Origin of the sequence: Mycolicibacterium novocastrense (assembly GCF_001570485.1) — a bacterium.
Lineage (GTDB): Bacteria > Actinomycetota > Actinomycetes > Mycobacteriales > Mycobacteriaceae > Mycobacterium > Mycobacterium novocastrense.
This window is the reverse complement of record NZ_BCTA01000052.1, coordinates 143,963-160,002: the sequence shown is the minus strand read 5'-3', so window position 1 is coordinate 160,002 and position 16,040 is coordinate 143,963. Positions and strand designations below refer to the sequence as shown.

Below are 16,040 nucleotides of genomic sequence, written 5' to 3'. Positions count from 1 at the left end.
ATGACGCGAGTGATTCAGTGGGCGACCGGAGTGACGGGGATGATGGCGCTTCGCCACATCCTCGGCAGGGCCGATCTCACGGTCGTCGGTGTTCGTGTCTACGATCCGGCAAAAGCCGGTGTCGACGCGGGCACGTTGTGCGGCGTCGGCGAGGCGGGAGTGGTCACCAGCGACGACCGCGACGCCATCATCGCCACCGACGCCGACGTGGTGCTCTACATGGGCAAGGTCGAGACCGACACCCCGGGCTGCTTCGCTGACGTCTGCGATCTGCTTGCCTCGGGGAAGGATGTTGTCGCCACGGGCAGCAGGTTCATCCATCCGCGCTCACTGCACGATTCGCTGGCCGACGGCATCGAAAATGCCTGTGAGGCAGGCAAATCATCGTTCCTCGGGGTGGGCCTGTACCCGGGCTTCTTCGGCGAGTCGATCGCGCCCCTACTGTCGCGGCTCACACAGCAGACGAACCGGATCACCGTCCGCGAAGTGCTCAACTACTCCACCTACGCCAGTCACGACCTGATCTTCAATGCCATGGGTTTCGGGCACGCACCCGACGACACAACCCCACTGCTCGCCAACGCCGAGTACGCGGCGAGTGCATGGATCGGTAGCGCGACGGTGCTTGCTCAGGCGCTCGGCCTGCGAATCCGTGCGGTCGAGGGCTTCCGTGAGGTCGTGACGACGCCGCGCGCGCTGACCGTCGCCGCGGGTGAGATCCCCTCGGGCACCGTCGGTGCCATGCGGTTCGGCGTGGTCGTCGACTGCGGCGAGACGACGATATCGGTCGAGCATCTCACCCGCATGGCTGACGATCTGGCCCCGCATTGGCCGAACGAGATTGGATACGAGCTCGCCTTCGAGGGTGAGCCGAATATGCGAATACACCTCGAAATCGGTTCCCGCGGTGAAGACCACGCCGAACAGGGGTGCCTGGCCACCGCGATGCATGCGATCAACGCGATACCCACGGTCATCGCGGCTGAGCCGGGGCTGTATGACCTGTCGGTCATCGCGCCGTTTGTCGCGCACTGGACCAGCCGCAGCGGCTAACTGACGCCGAGCGATGTCAGGGCTTGTTGCCGAATCCCGTGTAGCTGCGAATGAGTGGCAGGTCCGCCATCGTCGCGAACCCTGCGGGCGCCGCGCAGACCGCCGGGATGGCATTGACGACCTGCATCGCCACCGTGATGAGGCCCGCGCGGACGTGCTCCTCAATCGACGCCTCGCGCGAGAAGCTGGCCAGCGGAAAGAAGTGCGTGCGCATTGAGGGATCGCCCTCGATGGTCAGAGTCCAGCCATCGAGCGGTTGCGGCCAGTGGTCGGGATACTCACCGCCGACGGTCCAGAGCGTTTCGAATTCGATCAACGGTTCACCGTTCCGATGTCCGATGAAATTCCAGCGCTGTCCGGCCGTGCTGCCCTGCCGCACCACGTGATCGAAGACCTGGAGGTCTTTGGTTGCCGGCACCGTTTCCAGGGTCACCGAGACGTCGTCGATGTCGGCATTCAAGCTGTCGGAGATGAACCAGGTCTGCTCGACGAACAGCTTCGTCAGAAAACTCAGGTACGTGTTGGCCGTGGGGGTCACCTCGTCAACCGGTCGGCCGAACCACATTCCATCGAAGGTGATTCCGGTGCTCTCCCACAGCGTCCAATCGGCCCTCTCCTGGAGCGTCAGGCGATCGATCGTGCGACTCATGCCCGACAGCGCCAGCGGCAGCACACCAGACAGATTGCCCGGGTTGAGCCCACTGCCGTGGATGGTGCTGTTGCCCTTCTCGCACGCCGCCAGGATCTTGTCCCGGTCGGCCTCGGGAATGCGCCGAGGGTGGAACAGAAATGACGGCGTTGCCACGTTCTTTCCGCTCTCGAGCAACGCACAGACATCGTCGAGGTCGGTGAAAGACGGTGCGTACAAGACGAGGTCGGCGTCCAACTCGAGGATTGCGGCGACATCAGTGGTGGCGGTGACGCCGATGGGGGCTCTGTCGACCAGGGTCCCGATGTCGACCCCGTTCTTGGCGTCGGAATACACGCGGGCTCCGACCAACTCGAGGTCGGGGCGGTGATCGAGGATGGTGGTGATCATTTCGGAGCCGACAGCGCCGGTGGCCCATTGAATGATCCGCAGTGGGCGGCTGCCGGCGGTCATGGGGCGGCCCCGTTCGAAACCGTCACAGTGCGACAGTACACCGGTGATAACGTAGGTTCTCACAATCGGTAAATGAAATTCTCTACAGGAGCGCGCCGTGGACGATGTGCTGAGGTACCGGGGCAAGTCGGTGGTTGTAACAGGTGCGGCGTCGGGCATGGGCCAGGCGACCGCGCAAATCCTCGCCGATCTCGGTGCGACGGTCACCGCCCTGGACATCCAACCGACGACCGTTCCCGTTGCCCGCGCGCTACAGATCGATCTGCGCGACGCCAAGAGCATCGAAGAGGTCGCTGCGTCCATCGACGGCCCCGTCGACGGGCTCTTCAGCTGTGCGGGGCTGCCCGGTCCGCCGTTCAGCGAATGGGACACGATTCTGGTCAACTTCGTCGGGGCACGTCACCTGGCCGAGCAGCTCGTGCCGAAGATGCCCGAAGGGTCGGCGATCAGCGTGATCTCATCGTCGGCCGCGATCGGTTGGCAGGACCACATCAAGGTCATCACAGGCCTGCTCGAAACCAAGGGGTTCGAGGCCGCTGTCGAATGGCTCACCGCCAACGAAAAGTTGTGGTCGTGGAGCGGCTATGCCTACTCGAAGTACATCATCGATGCGTGGGTGGGCTGGTGGTATCCCGAACTCGGCCGCCGCGGCATCCGCATCAACTGCATCAACCCCGGCCCGACCGAGACGGCGATGATGCCGGCCTTCCAGAACCTGATGGGCAAGGAGACCGTCGATGAGGCGGTCGGACCGGTCGGACGCTATTCGACTGCCGAGGAACAAGCCTGGCCGCTGGTCTGTCTCGGCAGCCCGCGGTTCAGTTATGTCGGCGGTGAGGTGCTGTGGACCGACGGCGGGTGGAACGGCGCCATGACGATGGGCCGGCACCACGCGCAGTGGGCCGACACGGCCGCCGCAGAGATGTCGAAGAACAGCTGACCGTTCCCTCGCACCCCCGATGGAGCCCAGCCGCCGAATCCAAATCCCCCGACTGGCAACGTCTATCGGCCGGCGCTCAGGCGGGGGGCCAGGTGCACGATGTCGCTCACGACCGTGGGATTGGCGCGGGACATGGCGATCAACGACAGCATGGCGTTGGCCACGTCGTTGACGGCGGACATCTTCGCCGGAATCTGACCCTCCTGTGCCCAGGCCCGGTAAAGATCGGCCAGTAGGTCCCGGTCCGCCCCGCGGAGGATCTCGGTGCCCTCCGTCGGGCCGACGCTGACACGGATGACGGCCAGTTCCGGATGCTCGGCCCGCCATGATCGCAGAATCTCGTCCAGCGCGGCCTTGCTGGCGTGGTAGGCCGCGACGCCCGCGCGTGGCCTACCGACATCGTGACTGGACGCAACGAGCACGACCGCGTCGTCGGCGAGGTGGGGGAGCGCGGCACGCAGCACATGCGATGCGCCCACCGCGTTGACGGCGTAGGCGTGCAACCACGTCGTGACGTCGGTTTCCTCGATCAACGCGAACGGCACCACGGCGCTGGTGAACACCACCGCATCGAGGTGGCCGAACGTCGTGGCCACCTCGTCGACGACCCGCTCGATCGCGCGTGGATCGGAGACGTCGAGCTCGTGCGCGGAACCGTCGAGCTCTTCGGCCAGCCCGGACAGGAGCTCGACCCGTCTGGCCGCGAGCGCGACACGGGCACCCCTGGTGTGAGCCGCCCGCGCAAGCGCGTGACCAATGCCCGAGGATGCGCCGATCACGAGCATCCGCGCGCCCTCGATATTGGAGTGTCGATCGCTCATGCCGTGCTTCTCCTACCTGATTTGTGTTTCCGCTTCCGCGGATTTGATGATCGAGCGGATCGTTCGTCGGCACCTGCCACAGTCCGATCCGGCACCGCAGGCGTCGGACACCTGACGCGACGTCCTGGCGCCTGAGGCGACGGCATCGGAGACCGCCTCGATCGTTATGCCGAGACACAAGCAGACATACATCAATGCAGATCCGTCCCGGCCGTCTCGGCCAGCCGCATCGCATGGACGAACCGCCCGACGAAGACCGGCGGATATGCGCCGACGCCGGCGGAGGTCAGCCACTCCGAAGCGATGTCGGAGTCCGCGATCCACTGCAACGCCGTACGGGCCGTCGCAAGCTGATGAAGGAAGAGCACTTCGCGAGGGGTGTCGAAGGCGCGGTACACGAGTGTTCGGCGAATTCCTGAGCGGTCGAAGTCGGCGAGTGATTCGCGCACGCGAGCCATGAAGACCTCGACGTTCTGGACCCGGGTGACGGCGGCAACCACCACCTCGGTACCCGGCTCGGGGGGCTCGCCGAGGTCGAATCGCTCGACGACTTCGCCGGCGAAGACGGCGGGGAGATCTTCGATGCCGACCGCGTCGAACCAGTCGAAGAAGTACGGGGAGCGGAGGAGGTCGAGCAGCGGCCGCTCGGTTCGGATCCCGATGACGACCAGAACCTTCCCGGGGTCGACCACCGACTCGTACACGAACGCATACCGCGCGCCGAGATCGCGAAGACTTTCCTCGTGCTGCGCGAGCACCGGTCCCACGCGCTCGGATTCGGCGATCCGGAACTCGACGGCGAAGATGAAGTTGCGTACGGCGGCTGGAGCCATTGCCGCCTCCTTCGATCCCGTTCTCTGCAGTCGCACCCGACCTCTCCTCGATGCGAGAATTCATATTCTCATACGGGCGTTTGTGACGGTAGACGACTGCGACGCGGGCGCTCGGCGGCGCGCACCGGGAGGCCGTGCCGCGAGAAATCAGCCATGACGACGACCGATAAAGCCTATTCTCACAGGGTGACCTACAGGGTGAAGGTTGAGCCGTACTACGACCCGTTCGACTTCGACATCGACGACGATCCCTACCCCGTATGGAAGAGGCTGCGCGACGAATCGCCGCTCTACCGCAACGACAAATACGGTTTCTACGCGCTGACCAGGCACACCGACGTCGCCCGTGAGCTGGCCAATTGGCAGGATTACCGCTCGGGCAAGGGCACCACCATCGACATCATCCTCAACGGCGTCGAGGTACCGCCGGGCATCATCCTGTTCGAGGACCCTCCGATCCACGACTTTCATCGCCGCCTGTTGTCGGGTGTGTTCACGCCACGGCGAATGGCTGCTATCGAACCGTTGGCGCGAGAGTTCTGCCGGCGCGCCTTGGAGCCACTCGAGAACGCCGAGACGTTCGACTTCATCGCCGACCTCGGAGCATGGATGCCGATGCGCACCATCGGATATCTGTTGGGCATACCGGAGGACAGGCAGATCGCGATCCGTCAGAACACCGACCGGCTTCTCGAACTCAAAGACGGTGAACTGGTCGAAGTGGCCGACGACATGCTGACGCGACAAGGCTCGATGCTGGAGGAGTTCATCGATTGGCGGTATGACCACCCATCAGACGATCTGATGACCGAACTGGTCAACGCCGAGATCGAGGAACGTGACGGTAGCCGCAGGCGGTTGACTCGCGGAGAGGTGTTGACCTACGCCGGCACGCTCGTCGGCGCGGGAAACGAAACGACGACGCGGCTGATCGGCTTTGCCGGACAACTGCTGTCGGACCACCCGGACCAACGCCGTGAATTAGCAGAAGATTTCAGTCTGATCCCCGCGGCGATCGAGGAGGTGCTGCGCTACGAGGCACCGTCGCCTGTACAGGCACGCTATGTCGCTCGTGATGTCGAACTCTATGGCCAGACGGTCGCCGAGGGTTCGGTGATGTTGCTGATCAACGGTTCGGCGAATCGGGACGAGCGCCAGTACCCGGACGCGGACCGGTTCGACATCCACCGGCAGGCCACTCATTTGTCATTCGGTCGCGGAATTCACTTCTGTCTCGGCGCCGCCCTCGCGCGGATGCAAGCGCGGGTGGCGCTCGAGGAGGTTCTGAGCCGATGGCCGGACTGGGAAGTCGATTACGCGGCGGCCAAACGCGCTCACACCACCAGCGTCAGAGGGTGGGCCACGCTTCCGGTGGCGGTATGAGGTGACCAATACCGTTGACCGCACACCGGACTCCGCTCCCGGAGAACCGACCGAAACACACTTCTCCCCGTGGCCCGCCAGGATCGGGTGGTCGCTGTTCTTCATCGCCTACCTGGCGTTCGCCATCGTGACGATCGCGAACATTCAGACAGGTCTGCACGGGGACCCGAAAAAAGCGAACCCGGATCCCGGCCCCGATCCGTATCCGCCCTTTCTCGGCTTCGACAACTGGCCGCTGGCCGTCTCCATCAGCTCGATCCCGTTGGCGATCGGCCTGATCACCGTTCTGGTGTGGTTGTCGTGGCGGCAGCGAAAGGTGCACTGGGCGGTCATCATCGCGTTCGCCGGCCTGATCACCGGGGCGCTGGATCCACTGGCGAACTGGGCGACGTTCGCGATATTCGATCCCCGCATGTTGCACTTCCCGCTGTCCTGGCCGTACGTGAACATCTCGCCGAATCTCGAACCGGCGCTGGCGTTCCTGGGCGGCTACGCCGCTTACTATCTGCTGAACGGTTTGGGGTTCTTGAAGTTGCACGACCGGTTCTTGGATCCGGTGATGCGTTGCATCGGCTGGTTGGCGCCGCGCAGACTGCTGCGGGTGTTCATCGGTGCGACGATCATCGCCGTCCCGATAAACGGGCTCATCCAGTTCACCTGGATGAGAGCCGGAATCTTCTACTACACAGAGGCAGTCGGTCCGGTGCTGCACATCGGTCATATCCACTTTCCCCTGATCATGGCGGTCTACGACGCTCCGATCTTCGCCATGGTCGCCGTGATGTGCGTGCGGGACGAGAGTGGCGAACTGGTCTTGATCAACCGCCTTGCGTGCTGGATGCCCGCGAGGCGGGGGCGCCCGAAGGTGACGCTGACCCGGCAGTTGTTGATATCTGCGACGGTGGGCCTGGTGTCGTTCGCTGTGCCGCTGGCCGTGTTGTCCGGGCTGCGGGAGGCAGGTCTGTCGCGGCCTTCCTTCGATCAGAACCCCTATCCGAATGTAAACCTGTACGACCCATACGGTCATCTCGAGGAAGCCGGCAAGCCAGGACCGTTCTACCGCTGACTGACCTGTCGTCAGTCCCACGATGACGCGAACTGTTGCCCTGTAGGGGCGAGGAGGAAGAACCGTGACCGACTGCCGTCGCTATCGAGTCGTCCACGTCGGCACCGGACTGACCGGCAGGGAGGCGTTGCGCGCGGTCATCGAGGACCCGTCGCTAGATCTCGTCGGGGTCAAGGTATCGACACCGTCGAAGGCCGGGATGGACGCGGGAGAACTATGCGGTGCACCAGCTGTCGGAGTTCGTGCGACCGATGATCTCTCAGCTGTTCTCGCGCTGAAACCCGACTGCGTGACGTATTGCGCGACCGCGGTCCGACGCGAAGAAGAGGCGATCGCGGACATCGCCACGTACCTCAGAGCCGGCGTCAATGTGGTGACGTTCTCGCTGATCCCGATGATCTATCCCCCGGCCGCTCCCGCGCCGTGGAGAGAAGCCATCGAAAAGGCGGCCGCTGAGGGTAATTCAACGTTCTATGCCACCGGTAGCGAGCCGGGGTTCATCAGCCTGAACATCCCCACGGCTCTGCTGGCAGGAGCGGGTCGAGTCGACTCGTACCGGATGGACGAATACGCGGTCGACCTCGACAAGGCATACCCGATATGGGACGTCCTCCATGAGTCGATGGGATTCGGTAAGCCCGACGGCCACGTGCCGGTTCGAATCGCGTCTGGAAAGGTCGACAAGGACTGGCGCACGGTGGTGACCTACATCGCCGACATCCTCGGACTCGAACTCGACGGGATAGAGCTGGATTGGGAGACTCTGCTCGCGCCGACGGACCTTCCGACCGCGCTCGGTGTCATCCCCGAGGGGACGATCTGTGCGCACCGGTGGCAACTCGCCGGGATCGTCAGAGGTCGCCCTGCCGTCGCGGTTCAATACTTCGCGACGGTCAGCAGTACGCCGTGGCCCGATCGTTGGCCCAAGTCGGCACGCGAAGGCCAAGGCGGAATGGTGTTCCGCGTCAACGGCAATCCCAACATGAGCCTCGAACTGCACCTCGAGCAATCGAGCGACGACCGGGTGAATCCCGGTGTCGTGGCGACGGCGCTCGCGGCGGTGAATGCCATCCCGAGCGTTGTCGGAGCTCCACCGGGCGTGATCTCCAGCCCCCTGTCGGGGCCGTCGGTCGTCACCCGGCAGTCCAGCGCTTAGCTGCCCGTCACGCCGACGTCCACCGGAATGGCGGCAGCCGTGACGAATCTCGCCTCGTCGGATGCCAACCACGCGACCGCATTGGCGATGTCCTCGGACGTGGTGATCGCGTCCGGCAGGAGTTGCTTTGTGAACCCGGGACGCAGCGCCGGATTCGACTTCGCCGCCTCGGCCATCGCCTCGATCATCCGACCGCTTCCCATCGGCGTCGCCACCGAGCCGGGGTGCAAGCTGTTCACTCGGATGTGGTACTTGCCGAGTTCGGCGGCGAACGAACGGGCCAGCGCCGTGACGGCGTGCTTACTGGCCGTGTAGGCAATCATGAACGGCTCCAAGGTGAGGCCGGCGGCCGACCCGACGAGGATGATGGAGCCACCCCGCCCGCCGGCGATGATGTGCTTGGCTCCTGCCATCACCGTGTTCCAGGTGCCGACGATGTTGATGTCGATGGTGTCCCGGAAGTCACGCGGCGACACGTGATCCCACGCGGCCGGCACGCAGATTCCCGCGTTGGCAACGATGACATCGAGTCGGCCGAGCTCGGCGACCGCGTTGTCGACGGCGGTACAGAGGCCGTCGTAATCTCGGGTGTCGACGACCGCCGTCACCGACCGCCGGCCATTGACTTTCACCATCTCCGCCGTCTCGGCCAGATCCTCGGGCGTGGCGGAATCGTAGGGGACACTCGGCGGTAGCGGGCCGGCGATGTCAACGAGAATGACGTCGGCGCCATCGGCGCTGAGCCTTTCGGCGTGAGCGCGTCCCTGTCCGCGGGCCGCCCCGGTGATGAGCGCGACTTTGTCGGTCATGTCGGGCACACGCGCACGCTACCGCACCTGAGAATTCGGATTAACGGTTTTGGAGAGCGTCCGTTGCGTAAGTGATAGCTTCTCCGATCATGGGTGTGCTCGACGGTCAGACGGCGTTCGTTCTCGGTGCATCGGCCGGGATCGCTCAGGCTTCAGCCAGACTGCTGGCGATCGACGGCGCGACACTGTACCTGCTCGGACGATCCATGAAACGGCTGGAAGCGACGCGTGACCGAATCCACGAAGCCGCGCCGGACGCGGAGATTGTGTTGCACAAGGGGGATCCCGAAGACGAGGACACCGTGAGGGCCGCGGCACAGTCGGCCCACGATGTCCACGATCGGCTGAACATCGTCATCGGCACCGTGGCCAGCGGCGGCACGGGGCCGCTCATCGAACAGGATCTCGAGACCTTCACGAATTTCGTGATGGGCAACCTGCGCTCGAACTTTCTGGCGCTGCGCTATTCGGCGCCGCTGATGACGGACGGCGGTTCGATCGTGTTCGTCTCGTCGACATCTGCCAAGATTCCGATGGAGGGGCTGGGGCACTACTCGGCGGGCAAGGCCGCGCTCGAGATGTTCATCCGCGTCGCCGCCTCAGAACTGGGCTCGCGCGGCATCCGAGTCAACGCGGTACGTCCGGGCCTGACAGAAGCGGCCACGACCCAGGGCTACATCCACCTCGAGGAGTTGACGAGCAGCTTCCTGGAGCGGGTGCCGCTGGGCCGGCTCGGTGTGTCAGACGACATCGCTCCCGGGGTGCGCTACCTGGCTGGACCCGAGTCCGGCTGGATGACGGGGCAGAGCTTTGCGATCGATGGAGGAAACGAGGTCCGCGGCGCGCCACGCGGACCGATGTTCACGCTCTAGCCGAAGTCAAGTGCGTTGCGGGGCGCCGTGATCGGCAGATCCAGCGACGTGGCGATTCCCGGCGCCGCTTCGACGACGTAGGGGATGGCGTTGACGACCCGCATGGCCGTCGCCTCCATTGCGTTGGCGTTGCCTGACTCCGGTGTGTCCTCGGTGCCGAGTTTCAGGTCGCACCGAATGTGGGGTTGGCCGTCGATGATGAGCCGGTAGGTGCCGTTGGGCGCCGACGCCCACTCGGGCGCCAGGTCGGGGGCCATCCGGTTGATGTGCTCGATCGTGATCACGGGGTGGCCATCGACGACGCCGGTCGTCTCCGCTCGCACCGCGCCGCAGGTTCCCGCGGGAATGGTGCCGCACGCGACATGCAGATCTCGCGGGGTGAGGACCCTCTCGTAGGATTCGGTGACCTTCTCGAGCTCGACACCGAGAGCCTTGGCCACCAGCCCGATCGGCGGTCCCCAGGCGAACTGTTGGGCACCGTCGAGTTCGAGGAGCGGCGTGAAATCGAGCGGCTTGCCGAAGCCCATCGCGTCGATCATGAGGTCCCGGTTGGGGTATGCCGAGTAGTCGAAGATCTCCTGCGCCCGTATGGACCGGATGGTGTTCGACAGCGTGCTCAGCAGCACGGCCAGCTGGTCGCCGGCGAAGCCGGGTTCGATACCCGACGTGTAGATCGTGGCTCCTCCGGACAACGCGGCGGCACGGACCTGATCGGCCAGCTGCGGGATCCATCTGTCGGGGAACATCATTCCCGGGGTGTTGGTGGTCACCACGTTTAGCCCGGCATTGAGCAGACGGACGTAATCGCGCACCGCGGCGGCGTCCATCTCCGGGCTGGCCGCACCGTAGACCACGCAATCGGGCTCGGCGGCGATGATGTCGTCGAGATCGCCGGTCGTGGCCACCCCGAGGGGACCCAGTCCGACGATCTCGCCGGCGTCGCGCCCGACCTTCTCGGCGCTGTGTACCCACACCCCGACCAGGTCCAGGTGCGGCCGTCGGACGATCGCACGGATCGACAGGCTGCTGATCCAACCGGTGGATATGACGGCGACCCGTAATGGCTTGTCAGTCACGGATTGAACTCCTTCGGTATCCCAGGGCGGGGATCGGGGAGGTGGCCCGGTTCCAATGCCTCGTCGCGAATGTACCGGAGCGAGAATGCAAGTTTCCGATAATGGGAAACCGTCTTCGCGAAAGCTACGGACTCACTTCTTGGACAGGAGATCACTGAGCTGTTTGGCAAGGTCCGACTTCTTGACCTTGCCGGTGGCGGTGAACGGCAGCGCCTCTTTGTCTGTGACCCAGATGAACTTCGGCACTTTGTATGCCGACAGCCGGCTGCGGAGGTCTGCCCGCAGAGCCTCGGCATCCAGCTGCGCGTCGCCGCGCGGAACCACCGCCGCGGCCACGATCGTTCCGTTGTGGCCATCCTCGGCGCCGACGACATAGGCCTCGAGAACGCCGTCGCACCCGGTCAGGGCCGATTCCACTTCTCCCGGTGTGACGTTGGTTCCGCCACTGGTTTTGATCAGGTCGCCCAACCGCCCGGTGAACGTGATCCAGCCGTCGTCGTGCTGAACTCCGCAGTCACCCGTTCGGTAGTAGCCGTCGGGTGTGAACACGTCCTCCCGCTCACGCTTGTACAGCCGCTGCATGAGCGAGTAGCCACGCACCCAGATTTCGCCGTGCCTACCCGGGGGGACGGGGTCTCCCGTCTCTGGGTCGACGAGAACATGCGACAACCCCTCGATCGAATAGCCGCCCGTCACCGAGCGATCGACGGGTTGCGGTGGATACGGGTCGACGCCGATGTGGTTGCCGCAGAGTTCGGTCATCCCCAGTGCATTGGGCCCCTTGGGCCGGCGTTCGGGGGGCACCATGGCGGGCATGCTGGTGCGCTGCACCGAGGTCAGGTCGCGCCGCGCGAAGTCCGGGTGCTCGGCCAGCGACTTGCCTTGCTGTGGCCAACCCAGCGTGATGGTCGCGCGATGACGCTCGATCAACTCCAGCGCGTCAGCGGCGTCGAACGCCGGCTGGGTCACCAGCGTCGCACCGTGGTGGATCACCGCATGGATTCCCGTGATCAATCCACCGACCCAGAAGAACGGCATCGCCGTGAACATCACCGTCGTGTGCTCAACGCCGTAGTCGAAAGTCAGGTTGTACGTGTGGCGCACCAACGTACCGTGCGTGTGCACAGGGCCTTTCGGGTCTCCGGTGCTGCCCGAGGTGTAGATGATCATCGCGTCGTCGGCCGGTGTCACGCACGACTCGACCTCCGCCAAGAAGTCGGCGCCGTATCGCCCGTCCGCGCCGACCGGCAGCGTCGTCGCCCACGGCCGGTCGCAGCGTCCCCACACCGCGATCGTGCGCAGAAACGGCGCACCCGACACGGCCAGCCTGCCGGGACTGCACTGGCCGGCGAGGCCGGGCAGCGCCTCCTCGAGGCGGTCGAGGAAACTGTGGCCGCGGAAGTCCGCCAGCGCGACTATTGCGCGCAGATCGGCATGACGGGCGGTCCACGCCAACTCGGAGGCCTTGTAGAAGGTGTTCAGCGGCACCGCGACCGCGCCGATACGGGTGGTTGCGAACCAGACGATCGCCCAGTCGACGCTGTTGGGCATCAGAATGCCGACGTGGTCGCCCTTGCCGAAGCCCTCGCCGAGCAGCGCCGTCGCCAACCGAGCGGACTGCAGATCCAGGTCGGCGTAGGTCAGCGTCTGACCCTCCGAGACGAGAAACGGCTTGTCTCCGAACCGCGCCGCAGACGATCTGACGAGGGCGGGGATCGTGGGCGTGAGTGTCGGGAAGGGCACGGGGTGGATTCCTTAGCAGTCCTGCGCTCGGACGGGCTGGCCTCAACAGGATAGCCATCATCTCCGGAAACGAGAATATCGGTTCTCGCTGATTCCTCCGGCTTTAGACTCCGGCCATGTCGGTATCCGACCGGGTGGATCGACTCGAGTCCAGCCTCGAAATCGCCCAACTGCCCAGCCGCTACGCCATGGCGCTCGATGCGCGGGATCTCGATGCCCTGGTGGCGTTGTTCGTCGACGACGTGCACGCCGGGTCGCACGGCGTCGGTAGGGCAGCCCTAAAACGGTGGTACGACGAGGTACTTCGCAGGTTCTATCGAAGCATCCACCTGATCTGCGGGCATGCATTCGATTTCGCCGATCCCGACCATGCGACGGGTTCGACATACTGCCGGGCCGAGCATGAGGACGGCGACGGGTGGTATGTCATCACGATGCGTTACGACGACGTCTACGAGCGTCGCGACGGCGCCTGGTACTTCGTCAAGCGACGCGAGCATCCCTGGTACTCCGTCGACGTGACCGAGCGGCCCGGCCCGGAATTCATCCGGTGGCCCACCGATGTGCCGCTGCGCGCTCAGATGCCACACCGCATGCCGACCTGGCGGGCATTCTGGGACAGCGGTGACCCGGCGCTTCCCGAGCGCCTGTCCCGGCGGCCGTAGCGCGCACGCAAGCCCCACGATAGTGTGATTCTCAAATCTGAAAATGCCCGTTAACGCCTGTAGGAGGACGACATTTCCGTCGATAACGTGCTCAGCGGAGTTCGGGTGCTCGAGGTCGCCGCATGGACCTTCGTGCCGTCAGCAGGTGCAGTGCTCGCCGAGTGGGGTGCCGAGGTCATCAAGGTCGAACCGCGTGACGGCGGTGATCCGCAGCGTGGTCTCGTCACCATGGGGATCGTCGACGAGGGCGGTGGTTCGGTCAACTACATGATCGAGATCCCGAATCGCGGCAAGAAGTCGATCGGTGTGGATCTGAGCACGCCGGGCGGTCGGGAAGTGGTGCACGCGCTGGCCAAGACCTGTGATGTGTTTCTGACCAGTTATTTGCCGGAGCGCCGCCGGAAGTTCGGGATCGATGTCAACGACATTCGCGAAGTGAACCCGAGCATCGTGTACGTGCGGGGATCCGGCCACGGCCCCAAGGGACCGGACGCCGACAAGCCGGGCTACGACGGCGTCTCGTATTGGGCGCGCGGGGGGATCGCCACCGCGTTGACGGAGGAGAAGGACGAGCTCGTCCGCTCTCGCCCGGCATTCGGTGACCTGCTCGGCGGCATGACCATCGCGGGCGGTATCGCCGCGGCGCTGTACAAGAAGGCCACGACCGGCGAGGGATCGGTCGTGGACGTGTCGCTGCTCGGCCTCGCGGCCTGGAACCTCAGCCCCGACGTCGCGGTGAGCCAAATCCACGGTGGCAGCGCCATTCCCAAATTCGGCCATGCGGATGCGCCCAACCCTCTCGTGGGGACGTACCGCACGAAGGACGGACGCTACGTCCAGTTGATGATGCTGCAACTCGACAAGTTCTACGCCGAAGCGATGCGCGTGATCGGGCTTCCGGAATTGATCGACGATCCCCGATTCGCCGACCCCGCGTCACGGTTCGAGAACCGGGTCAGCCTCATCGCCTTACTCGACGAGGCATTCGCCAAGCGCACCCTGGCCGAATGGCGGGAGACGCTGGCAGTGCTCTCGGGTGCGTGGGGAATTGTGCAGACTCCGGGTGAGCTCTGCGAGGACCCCGCCATCACAGCCAACGGATATGTCGCACACACGGAAACCGTCAATGGCGTGCCGTTCTCGCTGCCCACCAACCCCGTTCAGTTCGACGAGCGGTCGGTCACCCCCGGTGGTGCCCCCGAGCACGGTCAGCACACCGAGGAGATCCTCATGGACGCCGGAATCGAGTGGGACACCATCGAAGAACTCAAGGAATCCGGAGCCATTTTGTGAGCGCGACGCCGCATCGCGTCGCTGGGCGGCCCGTCGAGTTCGACCCGTTTTCGCAAGACTTCTTCGACGGCGCGTACGACACCTACCGCCGCCTGCGCAACGAGGCGCCGATCTACTACAGCAGCAAGTGGGACTTCTGGGCGCTGACGCGCTACGACGACGTGGCACCCGCCACGAAGGATCACGAGACCTTCTCGTCGGCCAGGGGCGCCACCCTGGACATGGTCAAGGCGCACGACGACGCCATCCCGGTGCCGAAGGTGATCATCTCGATGGATCCGCCGGAGCATCAGAAGATGCGGCGACTGGTCAGCAATGTGTTCACTCCGCGCGCGATCGCCGCGTTGGAGAACATGGTGCGCGAGAAGGTGTACGAGCGCATCGACGCCGTGAACCCCGAGCAGTTCGACGTCGTCGCCGACTTCTCCGCGCTGTTCCCGAACGAGGTCATCACGACCATGCTCGGTGTCCCGAAGGCGGATCGGGACCAGATCCGACGCTGGCTCGATCTCCTACTCGAACGCCGTCCCGGTGAGATAGCGGTTCCCAGAGACGGATACGAGGCCTCAGTGAACACCGGCCTCTACTATTACGACCTCGTGCGACAGCGTCGCGCGGGACCGCAGGACGACATGATCAGCCGTCTCATCGAGACTGAGATCGAGCGTGACGGCGTGGTCGAGAAGCTCTCCGATGTCGACATCACCGGATTCGCCACGATGCTCGGAGGAGCGGGCGCCGAAACGGTCACGAAGTTGGTGGGCAACGCGATGGTCGCGTTCGCCGACTTCCCCGATCAGTGGCGCAAACTTCGCGATGACCGCAGCAAGATCTCCGCCGCGGTCGAGGAACTGCTGCGATACGAAGCGCCGTCGCAGTATCAGATCCGCACCGCGACGCGCGATGTCACCTACTACGGCACCACGATTCCGAAGGATGCCGCCGTGTTGCTCGTGACCGGGTCCGCCCTGCGCGACGAGCGGATGTTCGATGATCCTGACCGACTCGACATAGATCGGGACCGAAAAATGGGCTTCAACCTCGCTTTCGGTTACGGCGTACACAGTTGTCTCGGAGCGGCCCTGGCGCGAATGGAAAGTCGTATCGCGCTCGATGCCCTGCTCGACCTCATCCCCGAGTACGAGGTCGACCGAGACGGACTCCGTCGCGTGGCCATGTCGAACGTGTGCGGCTATTCCAACGTCCCGGTGCGCCGGAAGGGCTGAAG

Annotated in this window: 16 protein-coding genes; 9 read left to right on the top strand and 7 right to left on the bottom strand. The window is 64.6% G+C overall.

Annotated features, from left to right (window positions below; translation table 11 throughout):
- The gene (locus tag RMCN_RS19815; RefSeq protein ID WP_064413911.1) at positions 1-1,053 is read left to right on the top strand and encodes an NAD(P)H-dependent amine dehydrogenase family protein; all 1,053 of its coding nucleotides are present in this window, start codon (positions 1-3) and stop codon (positions 1,051-1,053) included.
- Between the two features lie 16 nt (positions 1,054-1,069).
- Here RMCN_RS19815 and RMCN_RS19810 read toward each other — a convergent pair whose 3' ends face one another.
- A complete protein-coding gene (locus tag RMCN_RS19810; RefSeq protein ID WP_067392746.1) occupies positions 1,070-2,155 on the bottom strand; it encodes an NAD(P)H-dependent amine dehydrogenase family protein in 1,086 nt (361 codons plus the stop codon).
- A 97-nt stretch (positions 2,156-2,252) separates the two neighbouring features.
- On the opposite strand from RMCN_RS19810, the gene RMCN_RS19805 reads away from it, so the two are divergent.
- Positions 2,253-3,095 (top strand): SDR family oxidoreductase, encoded by an 843-nt coding sequence (locus RMCN_RS19805; RefSeq protein ID WP_067392743.1) that lies wholly within the window; start codon positions 2,253-2,255, stop codon positions 3,093-3,095.
- 62 nt (positions 3,096-3,157) lie between these two features.
- Here the strand turns inward: RMCN_RS19805 and RMCN_RS19800 are convergent, their stop codons facing one another.
- From RMCN_RS19800 to RMCN_RS19790, 3 genes are read right to left on the bottom strand one after another with little or no spacing between them, the layout of a single operon-like run.
- Complete coding sequence (locus tag RMCN_RS19800; RefSeq protein ID WP_064413914.1) at positions 3,158-3,916, bottom strand: SDR family oxidoreductase; 759 nt, start codon at positions 3,914-3,916, stop codon at positions 3,158-3,160.
- A gap of 12 nt (positions 3,917-3,928) precedes the next feature.
- The gene (locus RMCN_RS19795) at positions 3,929-4,108 is read right to left on the bottom strand and encodes a (2Fe-2S)-binding protein (protein ID WP_082680857.1); all 180 of its coding nucleotides are present in this window, start codon (positions 4,106-4,108) and stop codon (positions 3,929-3,931) included.
- Entirely contained in the window at positions 4,108-4,749 is a 642-nt protein-coding gene (locus RMCN_RS19790; protein ID WP_064413915.1) for a hypothetical protein, read from the bottom strand. Before RMCN_RS19790 ends, RMCN_RS19795 begins: the two co-directional genes overlap by 1 nt.
- Positions 4,750-4,902: 153 nt before the next feature.
- On the opposite strand from RMCN_RS19790, the gene RMCN_RS19785 reads away from it, so the two are divergent.
- From RMCN_RS19785 to RMCN_RS19775, 3 genes are all read left to right on the top strand, one after another.
- Complete coding sequence (locus RMCN_RS19785; protein ID WP_064413916.1) at positions 4,903-6,132, top strand: cytochrome P450; 1,230 nt, start codon at positions 4,903-4,905, stop codon at positions 6,130-6,132.
- A 1-nt stretch (position 6,133) separates the two neighbouring features.
- Entirely contained in the window at positions 6,134-7,198 is a 1,065-nt protein-coding gene (locus RMCN_RS19780; protein ID WP_201028885.1) for a spirocyclase AveC family protein, read from the top strand.
- Positions 7,199-7,397: 199 nt separating this feature from the next.
- A complete protein-coding gene (locus RMCN_RS19775; RefSeq protein ID WP_067393078.1) occupies positions 7,398-8,354 on the top strand; it encodes a dihydrodipicolinate reductase in 957 nt (318 codons plus the stop codon).
- On the opposite strand, the gene RMCN_RS19770 is transcribed toward RMCN_RS19775, so the two are convergent.
- Positions 8,351-9,163: a mycofactocin-coupled SDR family oxidoreductase gene (locus tag RMCN_RS19770; RefSeq protein ID WP_067393075.1), complete on the bottom strand. Its 813-nt coding sequence runs from the start codon at positions 9,161-9,163 to the stop codon at positions 8,351-8,353. The two genes, RMCN_RS19775 and RMCN_RS19770, sit on opposite strands and share 4 nt — an antisense overlap.
- An 89-nt stretch (positions 9,164-9,252) precedes the next feature.
- Here RMCN_RS19770 and RMCN_RS19765 point away from each other — a divergent pair, with 89 nt between their 5' ends.
- Positions 9,253-10,035 (top strand): SDR family NAD(P)-dependent oxidoreductase, encoded by a 783-nt coding sequence (locus RMCN_RS19765; protein ID WP_084377579.1) that lies wholly within the window; start codon positions 9,253-9,255, stop codon positions 10,033-10,035.
- Here the strand turns inward: RMCN_RS19765 and RMCN_RS19760 are convergent.
- Positions 10,032-11,111, bottom strand: a complete 1,080-nt coding sequence (locus RMCN_RS19760; protein WP_409366061.1) for an NAD(P)H-dependent amine dehydrogenase family protein — start codon at positions 11,109-11,111, stop codon at positions 10,032-10,034. The genes RMCN_RS19765 and RMCN_RS19760 overlap by 4 nt on opposite strands.
- A gap of 132 nt (positions 11,112-11,243) precedes the next feature.
- Positions 11,244-12,854: a class I adenylate-forming enzyme family protein gene (locus RMCN_RS19755; protein WP_067392740.1), complete on the bottom strand. Its 1,611-nt coding sequence runs from the start codon at positions 12,852-12,854 to the stop codon at positions 11,244-11,246.
- A 134-nt stretch (positions 12,855-12,988) separates the two neighbouring features.
- On the opposite strand from RMCN_RS19755, the gene RMCN_RS19750 reads away from it, so the two are divergent.
- From RMCN_RS19750 to RMCN_RS19740, 3 genes are all read left to right on the top strand, one after another.
- Positions 12,989-13,519, top strand: coding sequence for a nuclear transport factor 2 family protein (locus RMCN_RS19750; protein WP_067393066.1), 531 nt, complete (start codon positions 12,989-12,991; stop codon positions 13,517-13,519).
- 72 nt (positions 13,520-13,591) lie between these two features.
- The gene (locus tag RMCN_RS19745; protein ID WP_067392737.1) at positions 13,592-14,812 is read left to right on the top strand and encodes a CaiB/BaiF CoA transferase family protein; all 1,221 of its coding nucleotides are present in this window, start codon (positions 13,592-13,594) and stop codon (positions 14,810-14,812) included.
- Positions 14,809-16,038, top strand: coding sequence for a cytochrome P450 (locus tag RMCN_RS19740; RefSeq protein WP_067392734.1), 1,230 nt, complete (start codon positions 14,809-14,811; stop codon positions 16,036-16,038). The genes RMCN_RS19745 and RMCN_RS19740 overlap by 4 nt, the downstream gene beginning before the upstream one ends.
- Positions 16,039-16,040: the final 2 nt, after the last annotated feature.

Excerpts from the sequence above, each read along its gene's own strand:
- RMCN_RS19815 (WP_064413911.1), top strand. The coding sequence starts at position 1 with ATGACGCGAGTGATTCAGTGGGCGACCGGAGTGACGGGGATGATGGCG.
- RMCN_RS19810 (WP_067392746.1), bottom strand. The coding sequence starts at position 2,155 with ATGACCGCCGGCAGCCGCCCACTGCGGATCATTCAATGGGCCACCGGC.
- RMCN_RS19800 (WP_064413914.1), bottom strand. The coding sequence starts at position 3,916 with ATGAGCGATCGACACTCCAATATCGAGGGCGCGCGGATGCTCGTGATC.
- RMCN_RS19795 (WP_082680857.1), bottom strand. The coding sequence starts at position 4,108 with ATGTATGTCTGCTTGTGTCTCGGCATAACGATCGAGGCGGTCTCCGAT.
- RMCN_RS19790 (WP_064413915.1), bottom strand. The coding sequence starts at position 4,749 with ATGGCTCCAGCCGCCGTACGCAACTTCATCTTCGCCGTCGAGTTCCGG.
- RMCN_RS19785 (WP_064413916.1), top strand. The coding sequence starts at position 4,903 with ATGACGACGACCGATAAAGCCTATTCTCACAGGGTGACCTACAGGGTG.
- RMCN_RS19775 (WP_067393078.1), top strand. The coding sequence starts at position 7,398 with ATGGACGCGGGAGAACTATGCGGTGCACCAGCTGTCGGAGTTCGTGCG.
- RMCN_RS19770 (WP_067393075.1), bottom strand. The coding sequence starts at position 9,163 with ATGACCGACAAAGTCGCGCTCATCACCGGGGCGGCCCGCGGACAGGGA.
- RMCN_RS19765 (WP_084377579.1), top strand. The coding sequence starts at position 9,253 with ATGGGTGTGCTCGACGGTCAGACGGCGTTCGTTCTCGGTGCATCGGCC.